Here is a 24,858-nt window from a genome sequence, read left to right as displayed (position 1 = left end):
GTATGATGATGGAAAGGAAAACACAGGAGGCCTCAGTGACATGCAATCATTTGGTGTGGCACTACACACAGATAAATATCAAATAAACATGATGTACGCCCATTGGGTGAACGGAACACACAATCAGAAGGTCGTTTTTGAAGCATTTTTCCGCAAGCTGCCTTTTGGAAACGGATACGCTGTATCTGCCGGATTGGAACGAATTATTTCCTATATAAAAAATTTGCGCTTTGAAGAAAGCGATCTCAAGTATTTGAGTGAGCAAGAGGAGAACTACGATCCAAAGTTTTTGGAAGAGCTGCGCCAGCTTCGTTTTAAGGGCTCGCTCTACTCTGTGAAGGAAGGAACCGTGGTTTTCCCGAACGAGCCGCTGATTCGCGTAGAGGGGCGTGTCATGGAGGCACAGCTGGTTGAGACGGCCCTGTTGAACTACATGAACTACCAGACGCTGATTGCGACCAAAGCTTCGCGGATTAAAAACGTAGCAGGCAATGATGTTCTCATGGAATTCGGAACAAGAAGGGCGCAGGAGGCAGATGCTGCGCTGTGGGGGACGCGGGCAGCTTATTTGGCAGGCTTCGATGCGACCTCGAACATGCTGGCAGGGAAAATGTTTGGTATTCCGACCAAAGGCACGCACGCCCACGCTTGGGTACAGAGCTTCGAGAGCGAAGCGGAGGCTTTTGAGCGGTTTGCAAAAGCACTCCCAGGGCAGGTCACTCTGTTGGTAGACACCTACGATACGCTGAAAAGCGGCGTGCCGAATGCGATTAAGCTAGGAAAGCAAATGGAGAAGGAAGGCAAGAAGCTGGCTGCCGTCAGACTGGACAGTGGCGACTTGGCCTATTTGTCCATCAAAACGCGTGAAATGCTTGATAAGGCCGGGCTGCCCGACGTGAAAATTGTTGCATCCAACGATCTCGATGAGCACACGATTATGAACCTGAAAGTACAGGGAGCACGCGTGGACAGCTGGGGAGTAGGAACGCAGCTCATCACGGCAGCGGATCAGCCGACGCTCGGTGGCGTATACAAGCTGGTAGCGCGCGAAGGCGCCGACGGAAAATATCAGCCGACCATCAAAATCTCCGGGAATCCCGAAAAAGTCACGACGCCGGGCATCAAAGACATGTACCGATTGATTGATCCGGAAACAGGCAAAGCGATTGCTGACTACATGTGCTTCCCGCATGAGACAACAGTCGAAGAGGGAGCACCTCTCCATTTGTTCCATCCGAGCCATACGTATTTGAGCAAGCATTTGGAGAACTACCAGGCAGAGTCGCTGCTCGTTCCGGTTTTTGTGGATGGGGAACTGGTTTATGAATTGCCGACTCTCCAAGAGATTCGCAACTACCATCGTGAACAACTCAAGCTGTTCTGGCCTGAATACTTGCGCATGCTGAATCCGGAGCATTACCGTCTGCACATCAGCGAAGAGATGTGGGAGACAAAAACGAAGCTGATGAAGGCGTATTTGAAAAAATAAGAGAAAAACGTCTGATGTGTCGTGAGGATGCATCGGGCGTTTTTTATTTGTTTACCAAAAATAACACAATAATGTGAAAACAATGAAAATAAATTGTCTGAATTTACTTTCATCGTATATAATTACTCCATTCATCCTTTAGCTCTGCGCCAAGGTGATGTAGAAAACGCATGTGAAAAGTATTGGGGAGGAAGAGAGATGCTACATACTGTAGAGAAAGAAAACCTGAATCCATACGAGATTGTGCAGAAACAGATTGACGCTGCAGCGGCATTGTTGGGATTGCGGAGCGATGCTGTAGAAATTTTAAAGCGACCCAAACGAGTATTGGCCGTCAGCTTTCCTGTCAAGATGGACGATGGCAGCGTGCGTGTCTTTGAAGGCTACCGATCTCAGCATAATGATGCGGTAGGACCGACCAAGGGAGGGATTCGCTTTCATCCGGATGTGACGATGGATGAAGTCAAGGCGCTCTCCATGTGGATGTCATTCAAATGTGGCGTGGTTGGTCTTCCTTATGGCGGCGGAAAAGGCGGCGTCATATGTGATCCCCACGAATTCAGCAAAAGCGAGCTGGAACGAGTCAGCCGCGGCTTCATGAAAGCCATCGCTGATATTGTCGGACCTGAGACAGACATACCTGCACCCGATGTGTATACGACCCCGCAGATCATGGGCTGGATGATGGATACGTACAGTCGATTAAAAGGCACCTATTCTCCGGGAGTCATCACGGGAAAGCCGCTCAGTGTCGGCGGTTCCAAAGGAAGAAACGAAGCAACTGCCCGCGGATGTGTCTTTACCATACTCGAGGCATTAAAAGATTCTGGACGAAAGCCGGAACAAACAACCGTGGCCATCCAAGGCTTTGGCAACGCGGGAAGAATTGCTGCCAGACTTTTGACGGAGCTGGGCTTCAAAATCGTGGCGGTCAGTGACTCACGCGGAGGCATTTATGATGCTGCTGGCTTGGACATAGAAAAGGTAGGACAGTTAAAAGACAATGCTACCATTTTGGAGTATGTAGGTGGTACGGTCATCTCTAATGAACAGCTGTTGAAGCTCGAAGTGGATATTCTAATCCCGGCCGCGTTGGAAAATGTCATCACAGCAGCGAATGCCCACAGTATTCAAGCCAAGTGGATTGCAGAAGCAGCAAACGGACCTACTACACCGGATGCTGACGCCATTTTGCGAGAAAAAGGAATTATCGTTATTCCCGATATTCTCGCCAATGCAGGCGGCGTGACGGTTTCTTATTTTGAATGGGTGCAAAACCTGATGAATTACTATTGGTCCGAGCAGGAGGTAAACGAAAAGCTGCAAACGACAATGATTAACGCCTATCGCGCCGTGAAAGAACTCTCTGATCAATACAAGGTGGACTTGCGCACGGGAGCCTATATGATCTCGCTTTTGCGAATTACCGAGGCGATGGAAGCGCGCGGCTGGATTTAAGGGAAGAGACCTCTTGCAACTTGCTTGCAAGGGGATTTTTTCGTTTTCCCCTGTGTGATTAGCAGGAAGGCTAGTATTTTTGTCGAATTTGTCGGATTAATGTTTTTCTACCTGTGTTCAAAGGATGGAAAGGGGGATCTTTATGCCAATCAAATTGCCCGACGAATTGCCTGCAACGGAAATACTAGCCCAAGAAAATATTTTTGTGATGAAGGATAGCCGTGCCTTCACACAGGACATACGACCGCTCAGGATCGTCATTCTCAACCTCATGCCAGTGAAGGAAACAACGGAAACACAGTTACTCCGCCTCCTGGGGAATACGCCGCTACAGGTGGAAATCGTGCTCTTGCACATGTCCAGCCATACGTCCAAAAATACGTCGGAAGAACATTTATCGATGTTTTATAAAACGTTTGAGGAGATCCGTGACCAGCGATTTGATGGCATGATCATCACCGGAGCGCCTGTGGAACAGCTCGAGTTCACAGACGTCACGTACTGGCGGGAGTTGACAGAAATCCTCGATTGGAAAATGGAGAACGTCACTTCGACCCTGCATATTTGTTGGGGAGCACAAGCGGGTCTTTACCACCACTTTGGCGTTCCGAAGCATCCTTTGCCAGAAAAAATGTTCGGAATCTTCCCTCATACACTCAATAAGCAAAATGTGAAGCTGTTCCGCGGATTTGATAACTATTTCCACATTCCGCATTCCAGGTATACCGAAAATCGCAGGGAAGACATCGAGCGAGTGTCAGAGCTGGAGATTTTGTCCGAGTCTGATGAAGCAGGGGTTTACATCGTAGCGACGAGGGATGGCAGACAAATTTTTGTGACAGGACATTCCGAGTATGATCCGACTACCTTGCAAGATGAGTACCAGCGGGATGTGAACAAAGGCTTGGACATTGCTGTTCCGCGCAATTACTATCCAAAGGACGATCCAAGTCGCGAGCCTATTGTCACTTGGCGTGCACATGCGAATTTGATGTTTTCCAACTGGTTAAACTATTACGTTTACCAAGAGACTCCGTATGATTTGAACAACAACAAGCGATAGCATCGTAGCAACCATCCGAGGTGATTCGGATGGTTTTTGTTTGGCCCAGTTGACGTAATAAATGGCGACAGGTAGTGTGAGAATAATCGCGCAGGAATACTACCGGGAATTCAAGCAAGATGGGAGTTTTGTAGGATGAAAAAAATCATGAAGCAAGATCAGGACGTCACCAAGCAGCATAACAAGCAAATGATCCTCGACATTATCAAAAAGCAGAGACCGATATCGCGTGCAGAAATCGCCAAAATTACCCGGATGAGTGCTACCTCGATTGGCAGATTTGTCAGCGAGCTGTGCGAAGAAGGACTGATTCGAGAGACAGAGCTTACCTCATCAGGTGTGGGCAGGAAGGCAATCATGCTCGACATCGAGCCGGGAGCCATTTATACGATCGGCGTGGACATGGCAAAAAAGCGCATCAGCTTTGGAATCATGGACTTTAGCGAAGCGATTATTGCACAGCACCGGATGGATCATAAGACGCAGGATTCTACACCGGAAGAGACGGCTGAACTGATTTGTAACGAGATTGAAGGGATGCTCAACCAGACAGGCATTCCGATAGAAAAAGTGGTCGGGATCGGTATTGGGATGCCAGGGGTGATCAATTATGAGCAAGGGATTGTTCAGCTTTCCACTACGCTTGAATGGAAGGACGTAGCGTTTGCCAGCCTGATTGAAAAAAGGCTGAAAATCAAAACCGTTATCGACAACGATTTGAAGGTGAAAATTCTCTCGGAGTACTTGTACGGCTCGGCTAAAGGCTCGAACAAGACAGCCTTGATCGGCATTGGCACGGGTATCGGTTCTGCGTTGATTATCAATGGCGAAGTGTTTCGCGGGGGCTCCAATAGCGCAGGAGAGCTGGGGCATACGACGCTCGATCCGAATGGGAATCTGTGCGAATGTGGAAAGCGCGGATGCCTGCAAACATACATAGACGAAAATTCTTTGATCATAGAAGCGCGTCGAGTGAAGGATGTCAGTGATGTCCGTCAGGTGTTCGCGGCAGCGAGAAACGAAGAGCGCTGGGCGAAGGAAATCGTCTCTCGTACTGCGTTGTACCTCGGAATCACGATTAACAATATTGTATGCATGTACAATCCAGATACGGTGATTGTAAGCGGTGATTTGGTAGAGAATTACCGCGAAATCATTGACTTGGTCGAGGAGCATAGCGATCAAGTGATCTGGGAGCCATTCAAGGGGAAATTTCGCGTCATTCCTTCCGAATTGAAGGGGGAGGCAATCGTGATGGGAGCAGGAGCTTTGGCGATGCAGCACTTTGCTCCCTTGGCAGGGACATGGGCAGAAGAATCATGACTTTCTTTGCCATTTTGTATTCACAAGTACGGCTGTTTAGCCGATATAGAAAATGGTGGAAAAGTAGAGAGGAGAGGGATGTGAGCATGAAAAATTGGCAAAAAGGTATGCTCGCTACGGCTGTTACTGTTGGGCTGATCTTTTCCAGTGTCGGCCAAGTACCGGCATTGGCAAATTCTGCGACAACAAGTACGCAGAAGAAGATTTCCAAGCTTGTGGTTGATACAAAGACAGTAAAATTGAAAAAAGCGGGGACGCAGCAATTGAACGTCCGCGTGCAATACACGGATAAAACAACGGAAGACGTCACACAGCAAGCAGAGTGGACTTCCTCAGACAGTGACATCGCTAGCGTTGAAAAAGGCTTGGTAACAGCAGTTAGTTCCGGTAAAACAAGAGTGAAAGCAAGCTTCGGGGGCAAAAGTGTGAATGTCCCTGTTGAGATCGATGTGATTTCCAAGCTCGCTGCTGACCAGAAGAAACTGGCTCTCAGCGTGGGAGGCACGAAACAGGTAAACGCAACAGCAACCTTCTCTGACAAGTCTACCGCTGATGTAACGGCTCATGCAGAGTGGGAAAGCGATGATACGGAAATCGTAACGGTAGCAAATGGTTTGGTTACGGCAGTAGGCTCGGGCAAAGCAAAGCTCAAAGTGAAATACGGTGATAGAAGCGTATCCATTCCAGTAGAGGTGGATGTCGTCTCCAAGCTGGACAGTGATAAGAAAAAGCTGTATCTGCGTCCAGACACTACCCAGTCGATAACGCTGTTGGCTACCTTGTCTACCAAAGAAAAAGTAGATGTAACAAGCAAAGCCAAGTGGACATCCGACGATGAAAAGGTCGCTACAGTTGAAAACGGAGTTGTGAAAACTGTAGGCTCTGGCAAAACGAGAATAAAAGCAACGTACGGTGGAAAGACGATCTCAATCCCTGTAGAATCTGCTGTCATCTCCAAGCTGGAATTTGACACGAAGAAGGCTACACTCAAAGTCGGCGAATCAAAAGACTTGAAGGTATCTGCTGTCTATACCGACAAAACCAAGGTCGATGTCACAACCGATGCAGACTGGATCTCCACGAACAGTTCCGTTGTGACTGTAGCGGATGGCAAGATCACGGCTGTAAAAGCAGGTGGTGCGACGATTGCGGCTACGTATAATGGAAAAGTCGTAAAAATACAGGTAACCGTGAAGTAACTCACGCTGGAGGAAAAGCCAGGGCGCGACTGCGCACCTGGCTTTTTCGCATACTCTCGCCTGTGGTAATCTGTAGCTAACTCTTTTGATTGGACGAAGACGGAGGGCATCATGGATATTCGACAGCTGCATTACTTTGTGGAAGTAGTCAAACATAAAAACTTTACGAAGGCCGCGCAATCCCTTCACGTCTCTCAGCCTTCTATCAGCAAAATGATCAAGGCATTGGAAGAAGAGCTTGAGGTAGTTCTGCTGGATCGGACGGAGCGGAAAATGGATCTGACAGACGCAGGGGAAATGGTCTACAGCTATGCGACCAAAGTGTTGCAGCTGATGGAAGGCATGTCGTCGTCGATTGCAGAATTGCGAAATATCGAGCGTGGTCGGGTCAAGCTGGGCATGATGCCCACCGTGGGTTCTTTTCTCTTGCCGAATGTGATTGCCTTGTTTAAAAAGCAGTATCCAGGCATTGATATCGAGATGAAGGAATACAGCGCCAAGCTGCTTGAAATCCAAATGGAGCAAGGAAGCATCGATGTGGCATTAACCGTTCTTCCAACAGATCAGGAGAAATTTGTAGCAGTCCCCTTGCTCGCAGAGGACCTCGTCGCGATCGTTCATCGGGAGCATTGGCTCGCGGGAGTCGATGAGGTGAGCTTGGAACAGCTCAAGGACGAGGCTTTCATTTTGTTTACCGAAGAGTACGCGATGCATGATGTGGTGCGCCAAGCGTGCAAGCTGTCCGGTTTTGAACCGAAAGTCGCTTACATGAGCTCTTTATGGGATTTTGTCGGAGAAATGGTGGCTACTCAACTGGGGATATCACTCATTCCACGCTCCATCGTGAGACGCTTGAATAACGGACAATTGCACACCGTCAACATTTCCTACCCGGTGATTGACTGGCAGTATGCCTTGATTTATCGAAAAGAAGGGTATTTATCGCATGCGACAAAGGCATTCATATCGTTTGTAGAGAAAATGTACAGCCATAACCAAATGGAATAGAAATGATGATTTTTATGTATTGTACGAATGGAATCGAGACAGCTTAGAATGAAGGTAACTCGTTCAAACAGTGACTTTTTGAACAACCTTTGTAGAAGAACCGAGGTGGTCTCGATGAAAAGATGGTTCTCCATCCTAGCACAAGTTTTGCTATTGTTCGGCTTCACCTGGCTTGGGAAATGGGTGAGCTCGTTTTTTCACCTTCCTGTTCCCGGCAGTCTGATCGGACTCGCGCTTTTGTTCATTTGTCTATATACTGGCTTGATTCGCCTACAGTGGGTGGAAGCAGGAGCGACTCTGTTATTCTCGCAGATGATCCTGTTTTTCGTACCATCGTTGGTCGGGATGATGCAGTATCCATGGTTATTAGGTATAAAAGGATTGCTGGTGCTTGTGGTCGTCGTGAGCGGTTGTGCGCTTGTGATGATTTCGACAGGTGTTGTTGCTGAGCGCATGTTCAAACGTGGAGAGGTGAAACAGCATGATCCTGTGGAAAACGTCTAGCGTGCTCCTGACACTCGTTTTCTTCTACGCAGCCAAACGGTTCAACAAGAAAAGACCGTCTCTGCTGTTTTCTCCTGCCATACTGGCGCCAATTGGTTTGATTCTGTTTTTGCTTTTCGCAGGCATTCCTTATCAGGTGTACAGTGAAGCGACGTCGCTCATTAGTGAGATGATGAGCGTAGTCACAGTGGCGTTTGCGATTCCGCTGTACCGAAATTGGTCGGTGTTAATGGCGCATCGCCGGATGATTTTGACGAGTCTTGCTACAGGTTCTCTCATTGCCATCATTGCAGGTGTCTCCACGACGATGTTAGTCGGGTTGGGAAAAGAAGCGGCGATTAGCGTTATTCCTCGCTCGATTACCCTGCCGATTGCGGTAAGCGTAACCGAGGCGATTGGCGGAATGCCTACGATGACGGCAGTATTCGGCATGCTGACCAGCTTTGCTGGTGTTTTTCTGGCTCCCAAAATCATCAAGAGGATGAGGCTCCGTCATCCTGTCTCCATCGGTTTGATGTACGGAATGGGCGCACATGCGTTGGGGATGGTAAAAGCGTTTGAGCGTGGGGAAACAGAAGGAAGCAGTGCGACTTTGGCTGTAATCGCAGGAGCGATGATCACAGTAGTGTGGGCATTTACTCTGCTGCCGGTGATTATGTCGTGGCTGGCTGTGTGAAGGAAGGCATGGATTGCAAAAGGATAAAAATGGAAGTGTAACATGACCGCCCAAATGCTGGCGAAAGGTGTATGATAGAGGGCAAATAAAAGCTCCACACTCTTTCAACTTGGCAGGAGGCAACATGAGACCGCTATATATCGTCCTATTACTCTGTACCAGCTTCCTTTGGGGAGGAAATTTTGTTGTCGGTAAATTTCTTGTTGGGCACGCGTCTTCCTTGACGTTGACCAATTTGCGCTGGCTTATTGCTGTTGTTTGCTTGTTGCCAGTTGTTTGGATACGTGAAAAGCGGATTTTTCCAACGCGAGAAGCACTCCTTCCTTTGATAGTAATGGGAGTAACTGGGGTAGCCCTCTTTAATTTATTTATGTTCTGGGCACTCGAACGGACAGACGCGACCAATGTCGGGCTATTGTCCACGCTGAATCCGGTTTCGATCGCGATTTTTTCCTTTTTGCTGATGGGCGATAAAATTCGACCGTTGCAGATTGTCGCGATGCTGGTCTCGTTTACTGGCGTGCTTGTGGTGATGACCAAAGGAGACTTCGCACACTTGTCCCAGTTGCATTTCAACACGGGCGATTTGTGGATGCTCGCCGCTGTCGCCATGTGGGGGATTTACTCCGTATGCGCGCGTTGGGCAATGAAGACGGTCTCGCCGATGATGTCCACACTGTACTCGGGGATTTTCGGTGTTGCACTGATGCTGCCCTTTAATGTCACCACATTTACGATCAGCAACACAGACTGGACGTTCTGGCTATCGCTGTTCTACGTTGGTGTAATGGCGACTGTCGTCAGCATGGTGTTGTGGAATATCGGTGTACAAAAGGTTGGCGCAACCTCAGCTGGTATGTTCCTCAATTTCAACCCTATTTTTACGGCCATTCTCGCATTTCTATTGCTCGGGGAGCGTATGACCATCATCCAATTGCTCGGCAGTGTGATCGTCATTGTCGGCTGCTATATGTTCTCACGTTTAAAGCACGTCCCGACCCCGACACCACATACAGTCAAGCAAGCACAAGGCTAAAAAGGAAATCCCTCGTCTGGTTAAAAAGGCGGGGGATTTTTTGGTAAATAGGCATTTATATAAAATAAATTTACCAGAGTGCAAATTAGGCACTCTGCAAATTGCCAAACCCCGCCACAAGCTCTATCAGAGTCGAGGCGGGGTTTAACGGTATAACGTGCTTTTTAACTTCTATGGTTCCTCATTTGCAAACATCTCCAACGTAGCTATAAGAATGTCTTTCTTTTCAATATAGTAGTCTGCATATGGAGACGTTATTAGATTCATACCTTCAATCATTGTACAAAAATCCAAAACAGGTACAGGGCGTCCGATTCCTAGGGCAGCACCTACTGTCGATAGTAATGCCAGTAAACGAACCGGGTTCCATTTCCATTCCAAGAGTTGAAGAAGTTGGATGGCACTAGAAGCTCTTTTCGTTTGCTCGAGCGTATATACTTCGGGGAATCGCCCATCCGTCTTGTAGGCATGGAAAAACTCGTTGTAGTAAGCTTCTGCTGCGAAATCGATATCTCGGTACATTTCTCCAAAATCCGTGTAAGGTTGACTTTCGTTCTTCATTACTGCCAAACCAACCTTTCTTTTTAGCATGAAGTCATTGTATCAGAAAAAATTGATAGTAATAGAGTAAAAACAAACCTCAACCCTCACAATTATGTGAGCGGAGAGGTTTCAGTTTTTACGAAATGAGAATATTCACGCGGGAGAGTAAGTAGACATCTCGGTTTAACCCCTTATTTATTGAGTCAAGTTCCCTTATTCTCGCTTTTCCATCGTTTTTCATTTTCTTCAACCATTTGGTAGTTTAGGTAGATAAAGGTCTAGCGTCAAGGAAGTCGCTTGACCCCAGACCTTTATCTACCTGTGTGCCACCTAGGTTTAAGAAAGGCAAACTGCGCTAATCATTAGCCTTCCTATACTTGTACGACAAATGGCTTCACTCGTTGCTGTTCTACAGCCTGTCTAAATTCTACAGGTGACAGGTCATACAGACTCCCGTGAATGCGACGTTCGTTGTAGAAAAGCAGATAATTCGTCACCGTTTCATAAGCCTGTTGGTAGCTTTCAAATTCATGTCTATTCAGACATTCTTTCTCCAAGATGCTATGAAAGGCTTCAATGTGGGCATTCTTGTTCGGTGTTTTCGGTGGGATTCGTTCATGCTCCACATGGAATGCCTCGCAGGAAGATTCAAAGGTATGGCTAATAAACTGTGGTCCGTTGTCTGTTCGGATTACAGGACGTTCTTGTTTCTCAAATTGTTGTCGCTTCCACAAGGCGCGTTGCAGGATTTGGGCAGCGTGTTTTCCTTCACAACGAAGCCCGATATGGTAATCGACAATGGATCGGTCATACACATCGATGAGAGATAACATGAAGAAGAAACGCTGCTCTCCGGCAATGTAGCCATACTTCACGTCCATTTCCCATAGTTGATTCGAAGTGGTGATCTCCCTGTTGTTCGCAAGCTTGCGAGGATATTTGCGCTGTTTCTGCCGTTGTGGGTGTAACAGATTGTCCTCCTTCATCAAGCGATACACTTTCTTTTTATTGATTTGCAAGTCAAAATCTCGACGCAGACAAACGGTAATCTTTCGGTATCCATAGGCTGCCTCTTCATCCGCCAGATACTCATGAATCCACTCTTTGATTTGCTCATCTGCTACAGGCTGTCCATCTGTTTTCATGGAGTAACCAGGGATGGGACGTCCACCGTTATACACTTTGGGCTTTCCTTGATTCTTGCGGCGGGCGTAGTAGGTTGCTTCCAACAGGCCGACAATTCTCAAGACCGTCTTGATCGTATAGCCCAGCTGTATCCATTTGTCGGCTATTTCCATTTTGTCCGATACGCCGGGTTTACCTTTTTTACGAGATCACGGAGAATGGCGATCTCTAGATCTTTTTCTCCTAGCAGTTTCTTGAGTTTATCGTTTTCCGTCTCCAGTTCACGAAATTCCCCCGGTGATGGAGTATAGACGGTAACGGCTTTGGCATCTGGAGAGGCATTTTTCCAATCCGCATGTTTCGAATCTCGTATCCATCGATAGAGCATTTTCACATCGATACCGTGTCGACGGGCAATCTGTGTAGCATTCCCTGCTTCTTTGGCTTCTTGAACCAGTTGTTGTTTGAATTCGAGTGAATAGCGTTTCCGTTGCATAAAAAATACCCATCTGTTGTTCTACTATCAGCTTAACAAGATAAGGGGGTATGACTCAAATCCAATTTTGGGGCTTTAGAGATTTGAGTAATAGCCTCTTTTGCTGACTCCCTCGTAGAGAACACCTACTATACGGGGGAGTTTGTTCTTTTAATCCTCCTCTATCCAGACAGAAGTGCATATAAAAAGAAGACTATCCCAAACTCAAAAAATGAATGAAGGATAGTCTCATATGCTATTATTCTTTTTCTTCTACCTTTTCAATAACCCAATCGCCTTCGTCATCTTTTTCACGACTTGAAGATACCTTGTTGTTTTTGGTACTATTTTCCTTACCAAAGTAAACAACTACTTTTTCACCCTTGCCGCGCTTGAGCAATAAGAGTGCCTTTTTTTCCTGCTCGTGTACCAATATTAAAGGGACACTGTCTCCACCCTTTTTGGGGAATTCTACTGATTGGATAAATAATGAGGTAACATCTTTAGCGGTTAGAGAACCCGGAGGCTGTTTTTTTAGTGACTCATATTGAGAACTGTCACAAATTATCCATTCATCCTTATTTAAATCATGTGCTTCCATGATGTCATCCCAAGTGTTTTCTAACTGCTCTTGATATTCTGCCGAACGTAAATGTTGAATGTCACCCTTTTTGGAACTTGATTCTACAGCACTATCAGGTGCAAATGCTTCATCACTCTTTCTAAGTTTATCCTCACTGAACTCCTTGACATGATCTCCATTTTTATCATCAATTCGATGTACTGCATTTACCTCCCAATTACTACTTTTTTTCTTATTTGGATGGTATTCTGTAATAGACACCCTAAAACCATTTCTCGTATTGGAGGCTTTATCTAAATATTCACCATCTCGAAAAACTTCATAATAAACCTTTACAGATTTAACATCCCCTTCGCCTCGTGTGTATCCAAACACATCTGTAACTGAATCAAGAGGATCACCATCGTAAACATCTATTCCATAAGCATCGAACCAAACATCTTCTGAATACGCACCTGCAAAATTAGAAAGTCCAATAACCCCAAGGAGGGTCGTAGTTGCTAAAGATGCAGTTACAATTTTTTTGACCTTCACTCTTACCATTCCTTTCCTTTGCGAATCCTTATATTTGTTATGACGCATTGGTTGTTTTTTCGTTTCACTGGTATTCGCTCACTTCACAATAACTTCCCTCCTACAGACACCTAAATTTTACCATACAGACAAAATTAGCATATTTTTCGTTTCTGTATATATTTACCAAGATTAATTTTGCTTAGACGTATCAGTTGAACATTCCCATTTTGCAGACGAGTTGTTCTCAGGTCTGTAACAGTAACATGTTGCTTTTTCATCACAATGCATCCTAAATTATTAATCAGATTACTCTTCGACTTCTACTGGTGGTGCTCTATTTGCCTGACACTTCATCTCTCATTCTACGTTGATGTTCCACTACGTAATTATCAAGCTCTTGACTCACCTTTAACACAGCACAGTCAGTTAAACTTCCCTTCTGTTTGAAAATTTCGTTCAGTTGGAATTGAAGGGTATTAATCTTCCTCAATAAGTCTTCGCCCCGCATTCGATGCCTTCTCACCATTAACTCACCCCCATTGCATCACCTCGCTTCTTCCAAAGAATACCAGTTGTTGCATAATAGTGAGTATTTTTCCATTTATGCAACGTTCGACACAAAAAAATTATAAAAGCCAAGAATTGTCTAATCAGATCGAATGCTTGCATTTGATAGTTCTAACTCCTATTGATATAATGCTTTTCGTATATGTAATAAAATGGAAAAGGAGTGAATTAAGTGAAAAATGTGGAAGACCATATTGGCGAAACAATATTACGGTACAGAACCCAAAATAACCTCACTCTTTCTGAACTAGAAGAAAAATCAAGTGTCAGTAAAAGCTCTATATCAAGAATTGAAAATGGTGAAACAAAGCGACCAGAACTAATAACCTTGTTACGCATCTTTGAAGCTTTGGATGTACAATATGAGGAGATAATCGAACTTTACATCTCTAATGAGACACGGAACAGTAGCTTACACGATTTGTTGCTCGAAGCTATTCAACTCCCAAACGAAGACCTAACTATAAAAATAGTTTCCCGTATACTCGAAAATCCAAAAGAAAAAACTGAGGACTCAGTAGAGATCCTGTACAATACTGCTCTCAATGTTGAAAACACAGAAATTAAACTTGTGCTCTTTAACCAACTTGCTCAATATTGCCGGATTCGCGGAATTCAACCATACATGTCTAAAGCTTTATTTCATAGATACCGTATCGAAAGAAATAACCCTCAACTCCTTGAAGAAACCTTTCGTCATGGGAAAGAGGTGTTGTATTACATAGATTTTTTGAGTCATGAAGAGAGAATCAACCTTTACTACTTAATGGCATTTGATGCACATCATATGGGAAAGCATGAACAATGCATCGAACTTGGAAAAATGGGACATGCAGAGGATTTAACAAGCAACGAGTTAAAGGAACGAGTCGCCTTGGCTATTTGCAATTCCTATATGCGAATGGGCAAATTTGAAGACATGGAATCCCATATAGAGATGTACGAAAGGCTAGGCTACCGTTTTATCATGGAGCGCTCCAAGTATCTGCGTGCAATTATCTTGTCAAAAACTGGTCATTATCAGGAAGCAATCCCATTGCTCAGAGAGTGTGTAGGGGAATCGACAAAGAACAATCTAATCCATAGAGTCAATGACCTAATAGAAGCATTACTTTGTGTTAATGACGTAAACTCCATCGAACAAGTTATCAGTACAGAGGAACATAACTTCGCTTTTGATTTTAATAATGCTTACAATTTTTCAGGAATGGGGAATTATTACAAAAACAAAGGAGCCTTCCTTGTTAGTCGCGGTCATTTCAATGAGGGCATGGATGCTTATCTACAAAGTATTGTGTATTACGGAAAAATCAATCGTATCGAAGAAATAATGTCTTGCGCTGTTGAGATAAACATGCATCATTGTGTATTAAAAAAAGATATGGATTTGGAACTTCTGAAAAAATTGAATGAAGTATATAATATGATTAAATTCGGGAAAAGAAATGAGGGGTAACATATGAGGAAGTTTTTAGCTGTCCTTTCAAGAGTTTCACTGGTAATAGCTTGCTTTCTAGTTGTTGTTTCCACTGGTGCAAATAGCATGTCGCTCCCTAAAAAACCTCCTATTATTATGTATAGTGATAACCCAGAAGGATAACTGTAACAAGATACGATAAACACAATAAAGTTCATAACAATCAACAGACCTCATGAGTCTGTTTTCTGTTTGTTTACAAAGAAAAAAGACAAATCTTAACGACCTGTCCTCTCCCCTTGTTCTGAGGTATCCCCCCACCCCATCTGATAACTATCCGGATCGCATTTCTGTAGACCGACTGCGGCAGCCTTTTCCAATAGTGCGAATCTCCAAAAACTTTTTTTGCTTGAATATCCTAACAATTGGGAGGTGGCAGGCATGGAGAAAGCACCATCAAAGGAGACGATCAAGAGGGCGACAGTTGCCGATATGAGGATTCTGTAGACTATAACAGAAGGTCAAAAAGTGTAGTGTGTTCCCGCGCTTAAGCACGTCCCGACCCCGACACCACATACAGTCAAGCAAGCACAAGGCTAAAAAGGAAATCCCTCGTCTGGTTAAACAGGCGGGGGATTTCTAAGTTAAAAGGTACCGATTACCGCACAAGGCTAGTGAGAAGAAAAAGCACAGGGCTCGCAGACCTTGACAACGCCTACCCAGTCGGAACTACAAAAAGGGGACCACGCTTGTCGAACACTTCTCCCTTGAGAAACTTCCGCCCGTAGGGTGGCTTTGGCTCGACGGTCCCCTTTTTGTAGTGGAGACGTCCAGTGAATTCCCCCGGCTTGGCGTGTCAGAGTCGAAGAGAACTGTGCTTTTTCTTCTCCACCACTATGTTGACTCATGGTTTTTAGTCGATCACGTGGACATAGGCATTCGCATACAAATAAGAAGGACAGTGTGTGAAGGGGAGGTTGTATATGATCGTCATAGCGGGGAGACCGGTTCATCCCGCCTCGTTGGCAACGGAATGGGGATTAAATCCGGTACAGCGTGAAACGGTAGCGAGTATGGCGCGAAGTGATGAAGTATTTGAATATCCGACTCCGGAGCTCCTGCAATTTGAACTGAAAATGCGCGATCATCTGGTGAGGTCTGCCTTGGCACTGCACGAAAGCGGCCTGGCCTTTTCTACTTTTGAAGAATCTCGCGCCAATCCAGCTTACTGGATTCGAACAGACCAGGGCGGATTCCGCTTGCGACCGGGAGTGCTGCCATCCAGCGGAATTATCAATATTTTTCGTGAGGGCCAAAAATACGCCACGGAGTGCGCTACGGCGATGGTCATTATTATTTATCATGCAGTCCTGCAGTCCATTCGTTTACCCGACTTTGAGAGAATGTTTGCGGACATCTTGCTCTATGACTGGCGATACGATCAGGATTTGGACTTGCAAACATTACGGACAAATACCTTCTTGCCTGGTGATGTGATTTATTTTGCCAATCCTGATTACGATCGCGCGACACCGCAGTGGCAAGGGGAAAATGCAGTAGTGCTCGGCAATGGCTTGTATTACGGGCATGGTGCGGGGATCAAACGAGCAAATGAGATGGTTGCCTTTTTGAATGAGCAACGAAGACAGGGAGCAATGAGGTCTGCCTATCTGGTCAATCAGGCGACTCGGCCTGGTTTCGCCTACTTGTTTCCCTACGACAACGGTCGTTCTATCATGCGAGTTTCCGGCCACCCCATACAAGTGAGCAGTCGAATTACAGCGCAGATCGGTTCTTTGTCTTGGGAGTGGTAAAAAGAATGAAAGCCTCTTGCCATAAATACGGCGAGAGGCTTTTTTCACTCATAAGTGCGAGTTCAAAAAGGCGGTTTTTTGAACAACCGCTATGATGGACAGGAGAATCGCTTCCAAGAAAACATAGACAGGTCAAGGGAAGATGCTCCCTCTACCAGCAGTTGGCTGGTCGCTTCCCCGATCGCACTGGCGAATTTATAACCGTGTCCGGAAAAGCCTGCTGCAAATACAAGCTGTGGATGTTCAGGATGACGATCAATGACGAAATGCTCATCCGGTGTCATGGTGTAGATGCATACCTTGCCTTGTCGCAATGGTCCGGCTGCCCCAGGCATATACGCTTCCAAAAAGGAACGAACATCTCCTTCGTCTGACAAATAGGTGCCAAAGGTACGTTCCAGTTTATCGGGATCGATGGCTAGTCCTCCGTCATGGCGTCCGATTTTTACACCGCTGCCATCAAAGCTGGGAAATCCGTAGAACATGGAGTCATCGAGGCGAAAGATGAAGGCAGGAAAGCTATCCGCACTGTACTTGCTCTCATCTGCACCAAACCAGGCAACCGTTTTGCGGGTAGGCGTGAGCGGGATGGACAAGCCCAACGAGTCAAGGAGTGAACCATTCCAAGCACCGGCGGATAGAAGGACTTTATCGCCGCGGTAGCTGGCAGATTCCGTATGCACAATGAACCCATTTCCTGTTGGCTCCAACTGCGTGACTGGCGTGTTCGTCAGCAGCGTAGCTCCTGAGGCAAGGGCGAGGTCTCGATAGGTGCGAATGCCGTTTTCGGAATAAAGTACACCCGAAGTAGGCTCCAGACAACCGTAGTAATCAGCAGGCAGGTTTATTCCTGGCCAGCGTTGCATGATCTCATCGGCACTGAGTACCTCCAAGGGAAGGGAGTACTGCTCGGCGCTCTCCCGAATTTCATTCAGGAAAGTACAATTCAGGGGTCCAGCGTTCAAAACGCCTGTTTTGGCGAAGACCGGTATACCAGATGCCTGTTCCAATTCTGACCACAACTGTTGCGCCCGCAACGCAAGCGGGACGTATTGTTTTCCTTCTCCGTACGCATGGCGAATGATACGGGTATCCCCATGGTGGCTACCCAGCGTGTGTGGGGGATCAAAGGCATCGATCATGAGTATACGCACGCCCTGCTTCGCCAGATAGTAGCCGGCTGCCATTCCCATCGATCCTGCTCCAACAATAATAACGTCGTAGTTTTGCATCATCAGTCCTCCATTCCGTTTTATTTTCATCTATCTTACAGGAGTTTTCTGAATTGTGGATTTTAATTTTTGTGTTAAGATCCATTTTTTTGTGCGCAATAAGGTTTATTCCATCAGTTGGGAGGGAAAAGGTGATTACGCTATCATCATAAGTCAAGAAAAGTGGTGTTTACGAAATGAAATGGACGATCGGAAAAAAATTGGCTAGTGCGTATGCGCTGATCCTGGTTATCATGCTGTTTATGGGGATTACGACCATTACCAAGATGCAGCAGATGAATCAGAAGATGGTGGAAATGAATACGAATTGGCGCCCAGGTTTGGAAGATATTTTGAAGATCAACATGACACTGGAAACCGTTTACGGCGTTACGCAAACCATGCTTACTTCTGAGAGCATGGATGACAAGAACAAGTACGCACAGCAAATCGAAGACCAATTTGCCTATATGGACGGCTTATTGGCCAGCTATGAAAAAACGGTTTTTGGCGAAGAGGACCGTAACAATTATGAAGGATTGAAGCAGGCGCTGAAAAAATACGAGGAATTCAATCCGCAATACGTGGCAATCGCCAAAAAAGTCGATATCAGAAGGCCAGCTACCGATGCAGACATGGCCGAGCTGGATCGCATAAAGAAAAAAGGCAGTGAATTGTTTTTAGAACGCAAGAAATATTTGGATGCCATGATGACGTACAACAGTGAGGGAGCACAACGCGCTGGCACGGAAAGTGCCCAACTGTATGAGTCAGTCAAGCGGGACCTGATTATTGTCATGGTTATCTCTGTCATCGCATGTGTAGCGCTGGCTGTCGTACTGACTGCGAGCATCCGTCGACCGATCTTGCTTTTGATGGAAGAGATGAAGAAAGTCGCTGATGGTGATTTGCGAGTGGAGCCAGTGGTTGTCAAAAGTCGTGACGAGATTTTGGATCTGGCGAATTCGTTCAATGAGATGACCAGCAGTTTAACTACTGTCATTCGTCAGGTAGGCGGGACTTCCGAGCAGGTAGCCGCATCGGCTGAGCAATTGACGGCAAGTGCAGATCAGACGAGCAGGGCCACCGAACAGATTGCTGTTACTGTTCAAGAAGTGGCAGCAGGCGTTGATCGACAGGTAGCGAGTGTAGAGAATGGGGCGAAATCCATAGATGATATGTCACGAGGAATTCGTCAAATTGCAAATAATGCACAGCAAACATCCAATATGGTGAGCGAAGTCGCCAACATGGCAGGAGAAGGGAACCAGTCGATTCAGGCAGCCGTTCAGCAAATGAATGCGATCCACGATTCCATGCGTGAGCTCGCATCCGTGGTAGACGGTTTGGGCAATCATTCTCAAGCAATTGGGGAGATCATCGAAGTCATCACAGGTATTGCGGATCAGACCAACCTGCTTGCCCTCAATGCAGCAATTGAAGCAGCACGTGCAGGAGAGCACGGTCGTGGATTCGCGGTTGTTGCAGATGAAGTACGGAAGCTGGCAGAGCAGTCAGCACAGTCCGCCCAAAAAATTGCGCAGTTGATCAGTACGATCCAGACAGATACAAAAGTCGCGGTGGAATCGATGGAAACAGGCACCCGGGAAGTACAGGAAGGAATTCGCGTCGTTCATCGTGCAGGCGAAACTTTCGGTCAAATTCAGAACTCGATTGGTACAGTAGCCGACCAGATTCACGACGTGTCTGCATCTGCCCAGGAAGTGTCTGCCCATTCCGAACAGGTCGTACAAGCGATGGAGCTGGTCAGCGAAGTTTCCGACTTGACTGCTGATGGCACGCAAAACGTTTCGGCTGCAACACAGCAGCAGCTCGCTTCTATGGAGGAAATCGCTTCGTCAGCGACAGCTCTTTCCAATATGGCAGAAGAGTTGCAGCATATGATTCGCCGATTTAAGGTGTAGGCATATACCGTACAAACGAACGCAAAAACGCCAACGTGATTGGCGTTTTTGTTTTTTCTTTTTTCCACTGTCATTTTTTTAGAAAAAGTTAATCTTTAGGAAATAGTTCATTAAGAACAGGTTTAGTAGGAGTTTATCTCTACCGACTACGATAGATTCAGAGGGTTGATCCCCCATCGTAGACAAGGAGATGATCGTATGAAGAAAACGAAAAAGCACCTCTCACTACTTTTACTCGCGTCGATGCTCGGAACAGGGGTAGCGGTTCCTTTCAACGTTCTGAACATGGATACAGTAGCGAGAGCAGCCTCTCATGATAAGCAGGACGAAAGCGAAGCTGTTGAGGTATCGAGCATCAAGTCTCTGAATTCCATTACACTAGAGATCACCTTTGCAGAGCCGCTCAGCTCAGAAGAAGTGGCACTCAATAACGCACAGAAAAACTTCGAATTTGATAACGACCTAACCATTCGAAATGTTCCACAGCTAAAAACTGGATTCAAATCTACCTACATCGTACCTACTACCCCGCAAGAGGAAGGAACAACGTATACCTTCCGTTACAAAGGCGAGGAAGTAGGCACTTTCACAGCCAACACAGAACAAATCAATATGAGAGAGGCACGTCAAGTAGACAATGATACGATTGAGCTAGAGTCGCGCCTGAGTGACCGCGTAACGGATTACGGGAATGTAATCGAAGCGTACGCAGGCAAACGAGGCGGTCTAGACTTTGAACTGGATGAGGACAACCGTTACAAAGGAAAGGAATACCAAATCATCTCTTCCTTGCGCGGTACACAAGTAACTCTGACACCAAGAAACGGTGAGCCGATCATGGCTACTTACGTTCCGTTCACCCAGAATACGGATGGTCGTCAAGAACCGAAATTCCGTCTGCCAGAGGGAGAGCAGCTTGAGCCGGGTGTCACTTACACGGTTACCGCTGATTGGGCTGATTTCCGTGACGCTACCTTTACGGCGAAAGATATCGACCCACTCACCATCCAGTCTGTAGAAGCAACAAGTGAAACAACACTCGATGTCACACTGCGACGCGACCCGCGCGAAGAGATTTTTCCACTCCGCCGCATCACGTTGACAGCTCCAGATGGAACAGAGCTGGTTGCCCAATACAAATTCACGACGCGCAATGGAGCAACGGGTACGTTTGAAATCATGAACGGCGAAGAGCTGGCTTCAAATGTCACCTATCAGGTGGAACCAGTAGGCGAATGGGCTACAGCGAGAAACGTGTCTGTTACAACGGATGCCCAACCAGATGAAAATGCAGAAGTACAGAGCATCAAGTCGCTCAATCCGATTACATTGGAAGTTACCTTCTCTGCTCCACTCGTAACAGAAGATTTGGCGCTTGCGCAAGCACAGGAAAATTTTCAATTTGATAATGGTTTGACGATTCGCAATATCCCGCAGTTAAAAACAGGGACAACAGCTACCTACTTTGTTCCAACGACATCTCAGGCTTCCGACATGACTTACACGTTGACATACAAAGACGACGAGGCAGGCACGTTTGAAACAAACAGCGATAGGCTGGACATGGTCGAAGCCCGTCAGGTAGCGTATGATACGATTGAGATCGAATCAAGCCTGCGCGCTGGCGTAACGGACTATGAAAATGTGATTGCGTCTTATGCCGGAAAACGAAATGGTCTGGACTTTATATTGGATGAAAACAATCGCTACCGTGGAAAGAGCTATGAGATCATTCCATCTCTGAGAACAGCACAAGTATACATCACACCAGAGGGTGGCGAGCCAATCGTAGCGACGTACGTTCCATTTACACAAGCCACAGATGGCCGTCAGGAGCCAAAATTCCGTTTGCCAGCAGGGGAGACGCTGATTCCAGGTGTAGAATACAACGTTACATCTGATTGGGCCGATATTAAGGATGCCACGTTCACGGCAAAAGCGATCAATCCGCTTACGATTCGCTCTGTAAAAGAAGTAAACGAAACCACGCTGGAGGTAAGATTAAGCACGGATCCGCGTGATGAACTGTTTGCATTCCGCCAAATAACGCTTACCGCACCAGACGGGGCAGAGCTTGTTGCCCAATACAAGGTCACAACACGCAAAGGCGCTACGGGAATCTTTGAGATCATGAACGGCGGCAAATTAGAACCAAACACCATGTATTCCGTTACTCCTGTAGGGCAATGGGCAGGACTGACCTTCACGACAAAATAATCACGAACGAAACCTCTTAACATTCAATCTAAGCTCGGTACGCAACCGGGCTTATATCTCAATGACATACCAAGGAGGAAGGTGCCCAAATGTACAAACTCATTCTCACTGCAATCCCATTCGGAATGCTGTTGACTGGTTGCATGGATGAACCGTCCACAACAGCTCCGGCTGTAACGACTGCACATCAGCAGCAACAACAACCAGCAACACCACAGCCACCGCAGCAGCAACAGACTCAACCAGGGAAAAAAACCACACTCTCTCAAGAAGAAGTGAAAGAACGGAACAAAAAACTGCTCTCTGCCGCAGCCGAGGGCAAAACCGATGAAGTCAAGGTGAGCTTGGCAGCAGGGGCTGAGATAAATGCACAGGATGATCGTGGAAGAACAGCGGCGATGGCGGCTACACACGGCAATCACGTGGAAACAGTGAAAGTACTCATTGAAGCAGGAGCTGACATCAATATTCAGGACGACCGGCAAGATAATCCGTTCTTGTATGCGGGAGCAGAAGGATACCTAGAAATCTTGAAGCTGGTGATCGATGCTGGCCCAGATACGAAGATTTACAACCGCTTCGGAGGAACACCTTTGATTCCAGCGGCAGAACATGGGTATGTGGAAGTAGCAAAGGAACTTCTTAGCCGGACGGATGTAGACGTCAACCATGTGAACAATCCGGGATGGACAGCGTTGATGGAAGCAATCGTATTGAACGATGGGGGAAAAAAACAACAAGAGATGGTTCAACTGTTAATCGACCACGGTGCTGATGTGAACATCTCGGATAGCGAAGGAAAAACCCCTCTGTATCGTGCAAAAGAACGAGGTTATCACGAGATTGTACAAATCCTGCAAAAAGCGGGAGCACGCTAATTTGCGGAGGTAAGCATACAATCACACTTCGAGCGCGATGGAAATAATCCTCGACTAGAATGAGTCGTAGCAAGAGTGATTCTAGTCAAAGGAGGCTGTGTTCATGACAAGCCATACTACCATCCAACCGAAGATTTTGTATTACGGAACTCCCGTCGTCCTGTTGACGACTGAAAATGAAGATGGAACAACGAATATCAGTCCCATTTCATCGTCATGGGCGTTAGGAAATTATGTCATTCTGGGACTCGGGTTTGGCTCGCAAGGATTGGAAAATTTGCGTCAGCGGCCGGAGTGTGTCATCAATTTGCCGGATGCTTCCATGTGGCAGCAGGTAGAAGCATTAGCACCGCTGACAGGCCGCAATCCTGTACCCGACTACAAAAAGGAGCTGGGCTTCTGCTATGAAGCGGATAAGTTTCAGGCCGCCAAGCTGACTTCTGTTGACTCTGCTATCGTTCGTCCAAAGCGAGTAGGAGAATGCCCGCTTCAACTCGAAGCAGTCGTCCGCACAATCCGTTTTCCAGAATATGCCGACATGTTTGCAATCGTGGAGACAGAAGTGCGTCACGTCCATGCAGACAAACAGATTGTCCAAAGTGCTCATCACGTGAACCCTCAAGCATGGAATCCGCTGATCTACAACTTCCGCCATTATTTTGGTCTGGGTGATCAGTTGGGAAAAACATATCGATCGGAAACGTAGACCCATCTTATTTCTCTATCGTCAAGACTTCATTTAATCGAGAATTGAAAATCTTCTTAGAAACAAGTTGACATCGATACATTATCTATGTCAACTTGTTTGGCTTGCGTTGGATTCGTTTGTATCATATGAATTAAATACAATAATTTGGAAAATGCAAGTTTACCACAAAAAGTGGTACTGATTCGATTATGGATGAGGATGACGTTTTTGATTGGGATATGGATGGGCCAACGAAATATGATAAAGACAACTTACAATACTTATATAGAAACAAAACTTTATAATGAGGTGTGAAAATTCATGAAAAAAATATATGGTATTGTAACCGTAGCTGCATTAGTTGTAGGTATCGGTTCAGCTTGGATATATCAAGAAGGAGATCGCCCCTCTTCCAAGAGTTTTGCTTTGGCTAAAATTTTTAAATCTGCTGAGGACATTGCCAATGACTCTAAACTAATTGTCAATGCTACAATTCCAAATGAATATAAGGAAGAAATGGTTGGAGAGCTCAAATACTTCGTCTATCAGGTAAAAGTAAATAAAGTCTACAATAATCTTACTAATCAAAAGATTGAAGATGGAGATACCATAGAATTATACCGTCTGATAGGAATTGATATGGGGAAAGGTAAGGACATAGTAAATATAGTCGAACAAAAAAATCAGGATATTGATAAAGGTGATTACCTCTTATTTTTAAATGGCGGTTATGTTGAAACACTTGGGAAAGAGATCTTAGTACCTAATACGCCTAATCAGCTTTTTATGGCAAGCTCATCAAAAGGTATAACATTAACGAATTCGTCAAAGGTAGAATATAAAAATGTTTTTGAGTCAGATGCAATTCCTTCCATTCACGAAGAAGAACTTCTAAATGCCATTAAGTAATGGTGCAGTAATCGTATGAGTCGCAGTTTGCTTTCGTCTGACAGAGGGAGAGTTTATGTCAGACTACATCTGAAATTTATTTTCACTATACTTTCTGGTATGAAAAGGCAGGGATGTTCCCTGCTTTTTTATATTTGTGAAGCATGGGCATTATTTTTAGGCTAAAGTTCCGAGTGGCAAGGATAGTAGTAGTAATAGAGTGAATCTACAGAGGACTGAGAAGGTCATTTTACC

General features: G+C 45.9%; 22 protein-coding genes. 16 read left to right on the top strand and 6 right to left on the bottom strand.

Annotated elements, in window-relative coordinates:
- Positions 1 to 40 precede the first annotated feature (40 nt).
- From EL268_RS25885 to EL268_RS25845, 9 genes are all read left to right on the top strand, one after another.
- Positions 41 to 1,489, top strand: coding sequence for a nicotinate phosphoribosyltransferase (locus EL268_RS25885; protein ID WP_106654102.1), 1,449 nt, complete (start codon positions 41 to 43; stop codon positions 1,487 to 1,489).
- 198 nt (positions 1,490 to 1,687) lie between these two features.
- Positions 1,688 to 2,947 carry a Glu/Leu/Phe/Val family dehydrogenase gene (locus EL268_RS25880; protein ID WP_106654103.1) on the top strand — a complete coding sequence of 420 codons (1,260 nt, stop codon included), beginning with the start codon at positions 1,688 to 1,690 and terminating at the stop codon, positions 2,945 to 2,947.
- Positions 2,948 to 3,089: 142 nt separating this feature from the next.
- Entirely contained in the window at positions 3,090 to 4,010 is a 921-nt protein-coding gene (gene metA / locus EL268_RS25875; protein ID WP_106654104.1) for a homoserine O-acetyltransferase MetA, read from the top strand.
- 135 nt (positions 4,011 to 4,145) lie between these two features.
- Positions 4,146 to 5,333, top strand: a complete 1,188-nt coding sequence (locus tag EL268_RS25870; protein ID WP_106654105.1) for an ROK family transcriptional regulator — start codon at positions 4,146 to 4,148, stop codon at positions 5,331 to 5,333.
- An 86-nt stretch (positions 5,334 to 5,419) separates the two neighbouring features.
- Positions 5,420 to 6,532 (top strand): Ig-like domain-containing protein, encoded by a 1,113-nt coding sequence (locus EL268_RS25865; protein WP_106654106.1) that lies wholly within the window; start codon positions 5,420 to 5,422, stop codon positions 6,530 to 6,532.
- 111 nt (positions 6,533 to 6,643) lie between these two features.
- On the top strand, positions 6,644 to 7,540 hold the full coding sequence (locus EL268_RS25860) for a LysR family transcriptional regulator (protein ID WP_106654107.1): 897 nt from the start codon (positions 6,644 to 6,646) through the stop codon (positions 7,538 to 7,540).
- A gap of 114 nt (positions 7,541 to 7,654) precedes the next feature.
- Positions 7,655 to 8,044 (top strand): CidA/LrgA family protein, encoded by a 390-nt coding sequence (locus EL268_RS25855; protein WP_106654108.1) that lies wholly within the window; start codon positions 7,655 to 7,657, stop codon positions 8,042 to 8,044.
- Complete coding sequence (locus EL268_RS25850; protein ID WP_048031276.1) at positions 8,022 to 8,720, top strand: LrgB family protein; 699 nt, start codon at positions 8,022 to 8,024, stop codon at positions 8,718 to 8,720. Before EL268_RS25855 ends, EL268_RS25850 begins: the two co-directional genes overlap by 23 nt.
- 124 nt (positions 8,721 to 8,844) lie before the next feature.
- Positions 8,845 to 9,756 carry a DMT family transporter gene (locus EL268_RS25845; RefSeq protein WP_164724527.1) on the top strand — a complete coding sequence of 304 codons (912 nt, stop codon included), beginning with the start codon at positions 8,845 to 8,847 and terminating at the stop codon, positions 9,754 to 9,756.
- Between the two features lie 171 nt (positions 9,757 to 9,927).
- Here EL268_RS25845 and EL268_RS25840 read toward each other — a convergent pair whose 3' ends face one another.
- The 5 genes from EL268_RS25840 to EL268_RS25820 form a co-directional block, all read right to left on the bottom strand.
- On the bottom strand, positions 9,928 to 10,317 hold the full coding sequence (locus EL268_RS25840; protein WP_106654110.1) for a hypothetical protein: 390 nt from the start codon (positions 10,315 to 10,317) through the stop codon (positions 9,928 to 9,930).
- A 353-nt stretch (positions 10,318 to 10,670) separates the two neighbouring features.
- Positions 10,671 to 11,597 carry an IS3 family transposase gene (locus tag EL268_RS25835; protein WP_106654111.1) on the bottom strand — a complete coding sequence of 309 codons (927 nt, stop codon included), beginning with the start codon at positions 11,595 to 11,597 and terminating at the stop codon, positions 10,671 to 10,673.
- Positions 11,588 to 11,920, bottom strand: coding sequence for a transposase (locus EL268_RS25830; protein ID WP_106654112.1), 333 nt, complete (start codon positions 11,918 to 11,920; stop codon positions 11,588 to 11,590). Before EL268_RS25830 ends, EL268_RS25835 begins: the two co-directional genes overlap by 10 nt.
- A gap of 238 nt (positions 11,921 to 12,158) precedes the next feature.
- The gene (locus EL268_RS25825) at positions 12,159 to 13,016 is read right to left on the bottom strand and encodes a hypothetical protein (protein ID WP_115984493.1); all 858 of its coding nucleotides are present in this window, start codon (positions 13,014 to 13,016) and stop codon (positions 12,159 to 12,161) included.
- Positions 13,017 to 13,332: 316 nt separating this feature from the next.
- Entirely contained in the window at positions 13,333 to 13,506 is a 174-nt protein-coding gene (locus tag EL268_RS25820) for an aspartyl-phosphate phosphatase Spo0E family protein (RefSeq protein ID WP_232030072.1), read from the bottom strand.
- Between the two features lie 231 nt (positions 13,507 to 13,737).
- Here EL268_RS25820 and EL268_RS25815 point away from each other — a divergent pair, with 231 nt between their 5' ends.
- Both EL268_RS25815 and EL268_RS25805 read left to right on the top strand, forming a co-directional pair.
- Positions 13,738 to 15,021 carry a helix-turn-helix domain-containing protein gene (locus EL268_RS25815; protein ID WP_106654115.1) on the top strand — a complete coding sequence of 428 codons (1,284 nt, stop codon included), beginning with the start codon at positions 13,738 to 13,740 and terminating at the stop codon, positions 15,019 to 15,021.
- A 944-nt stretch (positions 15,022 to 15,965) separates the two neighbouring features.
- Positions 15,966 to 16,796 carry a protein-glutamine gamma-glutamyltransferase gene (locus EL268_RS25805; protein ID WP_106654116.1) on the top strand — a complete coding sequence of 277 codons (831 nt, stop codon included), beginning with the start codon at positions 15,966 to 15,968 and terminating at the stop codon, positions 16,794 to 16,796.
- Between the two features lie 89 nt (positions 16,797 to 16,885).
- Here the strand turns inward: EL268_RS25805 and solA are convergent, their stop codons facing one another.
- Complete coding sequence (gene solA / locus EL268_RS25800; protein ID WP_106654117.1) at positions 16,886 to 18,028, bottom strand: N-methyl-L-tryptophan oxidase; 1,143 nt, start codon at positions 18,026 to 18,028, stop codon at positions 16,886 to 16,888.
- Positions 18,029 to 18,204: 176 nt separating this feature from the next.
- Between solA and EL268_RS25795 the strand changes: the two genes are divergently transcribed.
- From EL268_RS25795 to EL268_RS25775, 5 genes are all read left to right on the top strand, one after another.
- Positions 18,205 to 19,932, top strand: a complete 1,728-nt coding sequence (locus tag EL268_RS25795) for a methyl-accepting chemotaxis protein (protein WP_106654118.1) — start codon at positions 18,205 to 18,207, stop codon at positions 19,930 to 19,932.
- Between the two features lie 198 nt (positions 19,933 to 20,130).
- Positions 20,131 to 22,149 (top strand): hypothetical protein, encoded by a 2,019-nt coding sequence (locus EL268_RS25790; RefSeq protein WP_106654119.1) that lies wholly within the window; start codon positions 20,131 to 20,133, stop codon positions 22,147 to 22,149.
- Positions 22,150 to 22,238: 89 nt separating this feature from the next.
- Positions 22,239 to 23,027, top strand: coding sequence for an ankyrin repeat domain-containing protein (locus tag EL268_RS25785; RefSeq protein ID WP_106654120.1), 789 nt, complete (start codon positions 22,239 to 22,241; stop codon positions 23,025 to 23,027).
- 103 nt (positions 23,028 to 23,130) lie between these two features.
- Positions 23,131 to 23,733, top strand: coding sequence for a flavin reductase family protein (locus EL268_RS25780; RefSeq protein ID WP_106654121.1), 603 nt, complete (start codon positions 23,131 to 23,133; stop codon positions 23,731 to 23,733).
- 303 nt (positions 23,734 to 24,036) lie between these two features.
- Positions 24,037 to 24,624 (top strand): hypothetical protein, encoded by a 588-nt coding sequence (locus EL268_RS25775; RefSeq protein ID WP_106654122.1) that lies wholly within the window; start codon positions 24,037 to 24,039, stop codon positions 24,622 to 24,624.
- Positions 24,625 to 24,858: the final 234 nt, after the last annotated feature.

The sequence above is a fragment of the Brevibacillus brevis genome (assembly GCF_900637055.1).
GTDB lineage: Bacteria > Bacillota > Bacilli > Brevibacillales > Brevibacillaceae > Brevibacillus > Brevibacillus brevis.
Note: the sequence above shows the minus strand (reverse complement) of the source record. Positions and strands in the feature narration are given on the sequence as shown.